Source organism: Paenibacillus sp. E194, from assembly GCF_000935845.1.
GTDB classification, from domain to species: Bacteria; Bacillota; Bacilli; order Paenibacillales; family Paenibacillaceae; genus Paenibacillus_B; species Paenibacillus_B alvei_B.
In genome coordinates, this window is sequence record NZ_JMDX01000259.1 from 1 (window position 1) to 7,599 (window position 7,599).

9 protein-coding genes are annotated in these 7,599 nt (G+C 48.2%); 7 read left to right on the top strand and 2 right to left on the bottom strand.

Annotated elements, in window-relative coordinates:
* From AZ66_RS24375 to AZ66_RS31615, 4 genes are all read left to right on the top strand, one after another.
* Nucleotides 1-196: YlaH-like family protein (locus AZ66_RS24375; protein ID WP_044357240.1), on the top strand; the 196-nt coding region annotated here is incomplete at its 5' end.
* 60 nt (nt 197-256) lie between these two features.
* Nucleotides 257-535 carry a hypothetical protein gene (locus AZ66_RS24380; protein ID WP_194483553.1) on the top strand — a complete coding sequence of 93 codons (279 nt, stop codon included), beginning with the start codon at nt 257-259 and terminating at the stop codon, nt 533-535.
* 12 nt (nt 536-547) lie between these two features.
* Nucleotides 548-1,693, top strand: a complete 1,146-nt coding sequence (locus AZ66_RS24385) for an LCP family protein (RefSeq protein WP_021256776.1) — start codon at nt 548-550, stop codon at nt 1,691-1,693.
* Between the two features lie 82 nt (nt 1,694-1,775).
* Nucleotides 1,776-1,937 (top strand): hypothetical protein, encoded by a 162-nt coding sequence (locus AZ66_RS31615; RefSeq protein ID WP_156160069.1) that lies wholly within the window; start codon nt 1,776-1,778, stop codon nt 1,935-1,937.
* A gap of 73 nt (nt 1,938-2,010) precedes the next feature.
* Here AZ66_RS31615 and AZ66_RS24390 read toward each other — a convergent pair whose 3' ends face one another.
* Nucleotides 2,011-2,544, bottom strand: a complete 534-nt coding sequence (locus AZ66_RS24390; RefSeq protein WP_021258117.1) for a YhcN/YlaJ family sporulation lipoprotein — start codon at nt 2,542-2,544, stop codon at nt 2,011-2,013.
* A gap of 156 nt (nt 2,545-2,700) precedes the next feature.
* Here AZ66_RS24390 and AZ66_RS24395 point away from each other — a divergent pair, with 156 nt between their 5' ends.
* Complete coding sequence (locus AZ66_RS24395; protein ID WP_044357241.1) at nt 2,701-4,038, top strand: PhoH family protein; 1,338 nt, start codon at nt 2,701-2,703, stop codon at nt 4,036-4,038.
* 154 nt (nt 4,039-4,192) lie between these two features.
* The gene (locus AZ66_RS24400; protein ID WP_044357243.1) at nt 4,193-5,572 is read left to right on the top strand and encodes an extracellular solute-binding protein; all 1,380 of its coding nucleotides are present in this window, start codon (nt 4,193-4,195) and stop codon (nt 5,570-5,572) included.
* 88 nt (nt 5,573-5,660) lie between these two features.
* On the opposite strand, the gene AZ66_RS24405 is transcribed toward AZ66_RS24400, so the two are convergent.
* The gene (locus tag AZ66_RS24405; protein ID WP_044357245.1) at nt 5,661-6,773 is read right to left on the bottom strand and encodes a coiled-coil domain-containing protein; all 1,113 of its coding nucleotides are present in this window, start codon (nt 6,771-6,773) and stop codon (nt 5,661-5,663) included.
* Nucleotides 6,774-6,938: 165 nt separating this feature from the next.
* Here AZ66_RS24405 and AZ66_RS24410 point away from each other — a divergent pair.
* Nucleotides 6,939-7,599, top strand: a 661-nt coding sequence (locus AZ66_RS24410; RefSeq protein WP_044357246.1) for an SAM-dependent methyltransferase, incomplete at its 3' end; no start/stop codon positions are given.

Sequence of the window (7,599 nt, forward strand, 5' to 3'; positions counted from 1 at the left end):
GCAGAAACTCCCGATATTGAAGGAGGTACTGATCTATTTGCTGATGGGATTGGGTGCGTTTGTTCTGCTCATCTTCCAAATAGACAAGCTGCCAATCATTCAATGTTTGTTTGTCGCGGTCGCTTTAATGTTCATGGTACGTATTCGCTATTTTATGGAAGCTCGCCGCAAGAAGGCGACAGATTCAAAGAACTAATGGATTGTGCGTCATCGTTATCACCATCACCGACACGCAAAGGGGAGAGAAGGCCGGATGATGAAGCTGCAAGTTGCACTATTCAATTGGCTGCAAATTCATATTGTGTCTGAGCAGCGCCCGGATGATGGGGCAGCGAAGGAGACGGTACAATTTTTTGAGACAATCTTGAAGGAGGATCATCAACTGACCTCCTTCGAGGCTTGCTTGGATGGATCGGATGAGCGATATGTCATTACGTATTGGCGGGACGAAGAAATGAGTACAGAAGTATTCGACCGCGAAGATGCAGAGCGATTATGGCAGGACATCGAAGCGAATCCGAAATATAATGAGTAAGTGAGGTAAGATATGAATTCATCGACACCATTGCCACCTAGAACGAAGCAGAAACGGCGGAAGTCGCCTGAGAGGAAGCCGTCCGAAGGGAAGTCTTCCACGAAGAAGCGAGGGATGCCGAAATGGTTGAAGGTGACCCTTATCACCGCGCTTATTGCAGCTGTTGTCGTTATATTCATTGTCGGATATTTTGCTTGGTATGCGAACAACAAGTTGAACGATATTTCTACAGTTGCTAAACAGGGCGGCGGCAGTTCAACGGTGCAAGATACGCTTTCACCGAACAAGGAGCCTTTTTCCTTCATCTTGCTCGGTATCGACTATCGGCCAGAGCTGCCTGGACGTCGTACTGATGTTGTCATGGTCGGCGCAATGCATCCGGAAACACAGGAAGCGGTGCTTGTTTCTTTGCCGCGTGATACGTATTTCGAACTGCCCGGCTATCATCCGGATAAGCTAAATCATTATTATCCGAAGTTCTTCACACTTAAGGAGCAAGGCAAGCTGGACAGCGCTACTCCAGAAGATGAGATGAAACTGATGCTTGGCAAGTATATGGGCATGCCGATCGACTATGCCGCAGTGATTAACTTCCAAGGCTTCTCTGATGTCGTGGATGCAGTCGGCGGCGTCAACGTGAACGTGGATCAGAATATGTGCTATAACGATAATGCAGATGGAACCCATATCAAGCTGAAGACAGGCCAGCAAACGCTCGATGGCAAGAACGCCCTTGACTTCGTTCGCTACCGCAAATCGAACTGCCGTCCAATGACGAAGGGTACGACTGATGCGGATCGCAACGTCCGCCAGAATGCAGTGCTGAAGGAAATCGTCGGCAACATGCAATCGCTTGGCGGTCTAACAAAGGTAACAGGCGTTATTGATGCGATGGCTGATAACTTTAAAATTGATATGACACCTGACCAAATTCGCAGCTCCATTTCTACGTACTTAGGGATTAACCGCGATAACATCCACTACATTTCAGTAGATGGGAATTGGGTTAGCCCGTACATCTATCCGGACACGGTGAAGTTGGAAGAGGGCAAGCAGGCGATTAAGGATGTACTTGCCGGCAAATCATTGAAATCAACCCTATCCGGAGAAGGCGGAGCGGACTCGCAGCATGCGAATACAACCCAACCTGGCTCCTAAGTGGATAAGGGTATGCAATTTTTGAAGCATCATTAATATAATAGAGTAAAGCTGCAATTATGATGTGGAGGAGGTCTGAGTGATGTCCGAAGCTTTGATGATGGGTAATCCCTCATTGCAACATAAGATGTCCCAAGGGTCTCATCTGTTATCCGATCAAACAGGCATCGGGACGACCTATTGCCCATCTGCAGCTGTAATGCTGGATCATGAATATGACGATGTCTTCATGCGAAAAGCCTAGTGGAACCCCACTAGGCTTTTCGTGCGTCAATATGCTTGTCCGGTCTTCATGCGACCGTGCGGCAATCATGCAGCTACATCTGTTTTTTCAGTTTAGGCTGGTCTGTATTGCGGGATGGATCAATATGTTGGACGTCACTTGGCATCTGCGGCACGATGCGGCCCATAATATCTGCAAGTTCTTCTGTAAAGCCTGAGATAGGGTGGCCTTGCCGAATATCAACCGTCATCTCATGAAGACGCTGATTCAAATCGATATCTGCGGTAACAAGTGCATGGGCGCCATATTTGTCTTTGCTGAGAACCTCTGCAACGGAATATTTGACAGTTCCGACTCGAGAGCGTTCTAAGCTCGCATCGACGTCAATCCCGACAATTGCGGTATTGCCGAATACGACGCAGTTAACGTTGCGAACCCCCGGCACCTTCCTAGCCAGCGAAGTTAAGTGTTCGCGAACGGCTTCCCGATCGTGAATAACTGGTTTCCCGTTATTCGTCGATTTCGCCTTAACTTGATTGGAGGAGTTATTCGTAGCAGCGTGCTTATTCGCGTTGCCGCATCCGGCGATGAGTCCGATGACAAGCATGGCAATTAGCAACATACGCATGAATTCATCGTTCCTTTCTTTGTTCGTTGGTCAAATAAGTAGTGCGGCATGTGTACTGACTATAGTGTGAGCGGTGCCTGCATTTTTTATGTAACACCGAGCGCGGCTGTCCGCTGGTGGTGCAAGTACGGGCATGCGAACTGAAAGGGAGATCGTATGAGTAAAATTTTTGTACTGGATACGAATGTGTTGCTGCATGATCCAAACGCATTATTTGCTTTTGGCGACAATGAAGTGATTATCCCGGCAGTTGTACTGGAAGAGATTGATTCGAAGAAGCGAAATGCAGATGAAATTGGGCGCAATGCCCGTACTGTTTCCCGCTTGCTAGACGGGCTTCGCGATGTAGGCCATCTTCATTCGGGGGTTAAACTGCACAACGGTGGAACATTGAAGGTGGAGTTGAATCATCGCAGCTTTGTTAAAGTACAGGAGATGTTCGGGGAAGTATCGAATGACAATCGGATCTTGGCCGTGGCATTGAATTATCATTTAGAGCAGGAGGAACGGAAATCCGAGCCAGCAACTGTCATACTAGTAAGCAAGGACGTGCTTGTACGGATCAAGGCAGATGTATTGGGTTTGCATACAGAGGACTATATGTCGGATCGTACCGTACAATCTGGCGATGAATTATACAATGGCTGCGTAACCTTATTCGTTCATCCTGGGGTGATCGATGAATTTTATTCCTTCCGGCATCTCCCCATCCGCAGCTTAAATGTCAATATGTCATTTCACCCGCATGAATTCGTCATCTTGAAAGATAACATGGGGACGAGTAAGTCTGCTTTGCTCAAGGTGAGCGCAGACGCCAAGAAGCTTGAGCCGCTATTTCTCAGTAATGATCCCGTGTGGGGCATTACTGCACGGAACGCTCAGCAGCGTATGGCGCTTGAGCTGCTGCTCAATGACGATATTCCCCTTGTCACTATGGCAGGGAAGGCAGGTACAGGCAAGACGTTGTTGGCGCTTGCAGCTGGCCTCATGAAGGTGGAAGATGAGCGCAAGTATAAGAAGCTTCTCATTGCAAGGCCAGTAGTGCCAATGGGGAAGGATATCGGGTACTTGCCAGGGGAGAAGGAAGAGAAGCTTCGGCCTTGGATGCAGCCGATTTATGATAATTTGGAATTTCTGTTCGATACGAAAAAGGCTGGGGACATTGAGAAAATATTGCTGGGTATGGGCAATATCCAAGTTGAGGCGCTCACTTATATTCGTGGCCGTTCCATACCTGGACAGTTCATCATCATTGATGAAGCGCAGAATTTGTCCAAACATGAAGTGAAGACAATCGTATCCCGAGTCGGGGAAGGAAGTAAAATTGTCCTCATGGGAGATCCAGCGCAGATTGATCATCCTTATCTGGATTCAGCAAGTAATGGTCTCACCTATCTGGTGGAACGGTTTAAGACAGAAAGTGTAAGCGGCCATGTTATCCTTGAGAAGGGAGAACGCTCCCAACTCGCTCAGCTTGCAGCTGATCTCCTATAGAGTCATCAGAGAGCGACAGCCCTCAGAGCCCCTGGATAGTCCCAGAGGCTTATTTTTTTGCTCTAATGACGTATTCAGATAGGGACAGCTAGTGCGTTCGGTGCTACAATAAGGATGTGGAAAAGTCGAAAATGGTAACGTGGGAGGAGAATGAGTGCCGAACTTAAAAAAGCTGCTAGTTGCGGTTATTATGATTTTCGTTTCGTTACTCTTGCTGTCCCAATTTCATATAGATGATCAATTATTCGTACCATCACAGCCCTCAACGAATGAGGTAGCCAATCGCCCGCCTAAGGCGAAGAAGAGTCCAGAAACGTGGAAGCAGCTAAGAGTGCAGGTGAATCTGTCACCTATATCATTTATCCAACTCAATCAAGCCAATCAGTCTTTTATTGACGAAACGGGCATCTATGTAGAGCTTGTAAATACGACAGATAAATTGACTGATGCTGAATGGTCCAATCAGCTGGTTCAGGAAGATAGTGCGGACATTATGCTGACAGACAGTACTTCCGTATTGGGCTTTGCCAAAAAGGGGTGGCTGCTGCCGATTGAGCAGTCATCGAATGCCGGCTTCTCCTCTCCGGTATGGCTAATGAATCAACTGAAGTGGAATGGGTATACATGGGGAGTACCTGCCCAGATTGATCCTTATGTGCTGGTATGGAACAAGGAATTAATGGCCGGCAGAACCAAAGAATCCTTGCCTAGTAACTGGGAGGAGTGGAAGAGGATCCTTGACCCTAGCAGTCAGGAGGGGGCTTCTGTAAGGCAACAGCCGGATCTTCTTGAACGTGGTACAGCTGCTGTAGAATTGCCTGCTATGCCTCAAGCCTGGTTTGCCTGGCATGATGGGGATAAGGAAGCCTTCTTATCGTTAATTCGGCGGTTGGGCTTGCTATGGCCGGAAGTGAACCAAGCGCCATTGATGCGGGCCGATTGGTATGCGAAGGGAGTTACCGACAATGCAAAAGGATCCGGTCTCAAGTGGAATCAACAGTTAGCCCAGTTGGAGTCCTATCGAGCCCATTTTAAACCTTGGGGAGAGAAAGCGAGCAAATCAGATACGTGGGATTTGCTGCGTGCCGGTCGAGTAGCCTTTGGGATCGTTCCCTATTCGGAAGCAGTGGCCGAGGTTAGTGAACCGCTAGCGATTGAAGCGCCAGCCGATGTACATCTTCCTGCTGGGCAGTGGGCAACAAGCAGAAGCTATATGATTGCTTCCAGTTCGCAGCATGAAGCGGAGGCTAGGCAATGGATTGATTATATGACTAGTCTTGCGGTTCAGCGAGAATGGTATGATACATTATCTGTACTGCCTGCTCACGAACAAGCATACATAGATCGCTGGAGAGATATTCGTCGCTGGCTGCCAGATATGTTCCTGCCTCAAGCCAATCAAGGAGCGGCGTTATTTCATGCAATGGAACCGATTTATGGATGGATCGGGACAGCTGAGCTTTGGCTGAAGGGGACTGCAACAACGGAGCAGCTCCAGAAGGACTGGAATCATCCAAGCACAATCAGCAGATAGCGCGTTTGAGTATCCATCCATGGTACAATGCACTGGATACGGCTATCTGCTGATTCTCTGAACGAGGAGAAGCTCTAGCCTTACCGCCTTACCAGCTGAGCGACAGCTTGACGGTAAGGCTTTTGTCTTCGATTGTCACTTCTTTGGCTTCAATAAAAGATACGAGCTGCTTCGGGTAGAAGCCCAGATCGAACTTTTGCTCCAACTCTGTGCGCGTCGACTCGGGCAGTTCAAGTCCATTGAACAACATTCGATCAACATGGAACAAGATTCGATTCTCGGGTTCTGATTCTACTGTATAATGCCCTTCGATACGTACGCTCATGCCAGAGCGCGAGCCTTCAGCAGCGATCATGCCTTCCTTGAATTGGAATGCAAAGGTTTCGAACATGGGATCTTGCTCACGGAGAAACTGATTGAGTTGTTCTTCCTTGATTGTGATCGTATAATTAGTACCCTCGATGCTAAGGCTTCCACTTTTTTTGACAAAATCAGGGAGCTTGTTCATCGCATTCGCCAATGCTCGGAAATAATGACGAACTTCATAAAGTCCAACGTTCTGCCAGTAAGTTGTGAACTCTTGTATAAGTGCATTCATCGCTTTAGGATCACTGCTGGCCGATATGTCAGCGTCCAGCTTTTGCTGCAGTCGCTTGAGCCTATCGCGCTGATCAATCAGCTGAGTGCGTACCGTTGAAAGCTCCCTTTCCAGACGCATATGCTGATCTCTTGTCCGACGCAAGGCCTGCGTTTGTTCCTTATAGTCATTCATAATGTCCTGGTCAGACTGGAAGAGGATCTGGAAATATTCGAATAACTGAAACATATCTTGCAGCTGATCCGCGGAGAGAACAGCCTGGAGCATCATGTCTCGTTCTCCAATATAATAAGCGCGAAGCACACGACCGGCTTGTTCTCGCTTCTGTTCCAAGGCGGCTTCGCGGGTCTGTAGCTCAGCTTCCGTTCGTGAACGTTCTTTGGCTGTCGATGCTTCCTGAACGGAGATACGATCGATCTCCTTGTCCAGTTCTGTGATAGAGAGACTCTGTTGAAGCAGCTGCAGCTCTTCAGCGGTAGGCTGAATGCTCCATTGTACAGGCGAAGCTGGCTCCGCACCAGTCGTACACGGAACGATCGCGATGAGCTGCATCGATAGTAGAAGCCCGATAAGCGAGCGCCATGCGCGTGTCGTTATGGTCATGAGGCGACCTCCTTAAATAGTTGCACAACATTATCGTATGTTCAGATCGGGTTGGACATGACCTGAACGCGTGGCTGTGTACATAGAGTTGTATACATGGATGATACTTGTATGACTTAGCAAGATACTTCTATTGAACCTGCATAGATAGAAAGGAAGGACTGTATGTCTCATTATCAGCCGAATCCCGTCCTCATTCAATACTTAATTAACCAAATTGAACAATCCGATAGCAGTTGCATCCCTTTCTCGCAGTTTATGGGCATCTGTCTGTATCACGCAACAGACGGATACTATATGTCAGAACGACCGAAGATCGGGCGTAACGGCGATTTCTATACAAGCTCGAATATCGGCTCAATCATGGCTGAGATGCTTGCTGTCTATGTAGAACGACGCACAAGAGAGCGTGGCTGGAATGCTGATTCCATCACACTGGTAGAATGGGGCGCTGGTACAGGACGACTTGCATTGCAGATGAGCCAGCGGCTTAAGTATGATCGTTTCGAAGGCTATGAGCATGTCATTGTGGAAAGAAGCCCGCATCATCAGAGACTAGTATCAGAATTGCTCGGAGGAGAGCGGGTTCCAATTACATGGTGGGATGAACAGGTGTTTGAACAAGAGGCTCCTACACGGCGCCTGTTCGTTGTAGCCAACGAACTGCTTGATGCATTCCCGGTAGAGCGCATCCGACATCATGATGGCCGATATGAGCAGTGCTTTGTGAAGTGGGATGAGGAAAAGGAGCAATTCATGCCACTATGGCTGCCCGCAACGGAAGATATTCTCCTATGGCTTGAGGAACATGAAATTCAACTTGTGG